The organism is Streptococcus sp. CSL10205-OR2 (assembly GCF_025660655.1).
GTDB lineage: Bacteria > Bacillota > Bacilli > Lactobacillales > Streptococcaceae > Streptococcus.
In genome coordinates this window covers 1-770 of the sequence record NZ_JAOTIN010000032.1, presented here as the reverse complement: position 1 = coordinate 770, position 770 = coordinate 1, and the positions used below count along the sequence as shown (strand labels likewise).

Sequence of the window (770 nt, the reverse complement as noted above, 5' to 3'; positions counted from 1 at the left end):
GGAACTAAGACATGGAAAGATGCTAAGAACCAAGATGGCATTCGTCCAGATGAAGTTGTGATTAACCTCTTAGCAGATGGTGTTGCGACAGGACAAACAGCCACTGTTTCTAAAGCCAGTGATTGGTCATATGAATTTAAGAACTTACCAAAATACAAAGGTGGTAAAGAGATTGTTTATAGTGTGACAGAAGACGCTGTTGACGGTTATACCACCACTATTGATGGTTATGATGTGACTAACACTCACAAACCAAGTCTTGTTTCAATCTCAGGCACTAAGACATGGGAAGATGCCGACAACCAAGATGGTATTAGACCAGAAAGTATTACGATTACTCTCTTAGCAGATGGTAAAGCAACTGATCAAACGGTTACAGTTAGTGAGAAAACTAATTGGACTTATGAATTCACTGACTTACCAGAATTCAAAGATGGGAAGAAGATTGTCTATACAGTGGAAGAAGAAACTGTTAAAGGCTATGAAACCACTATTGACGGCTTTGACATTACCAATACACACACCCCAAGCACCACTAAGGTTGTCGGTAAGAAAACATGGGATGACGCTGACAATAAAGATAAGTTAAGACCAGAGTCCATTACTGTTCGCCTTTATGCCAATGATAAAGAAGTGAGACATGCTATTGTGACAGCAAAAGACAACTGGTCATATAGCTTTGAGAATCTTCCAGAATATGAGAATGGAAAGAAAATCGCGTATAGCCTATCAGAAGACGCTGTTAAAGGTTATACCACAGTGATTAAGGG

At 39.5% G+C, this 770-nt stretch carries 1 protein-coding gene; it reads left to right on the top strand.

Annotated elements, in window-relative coordinates:
* On the top strand, positions 1-770 hold a 770-nt coding region (locus N7659_RS08095), incomplete at both ends, for a Cna B-type domain-containing protein (protein ID WP_263276624.1).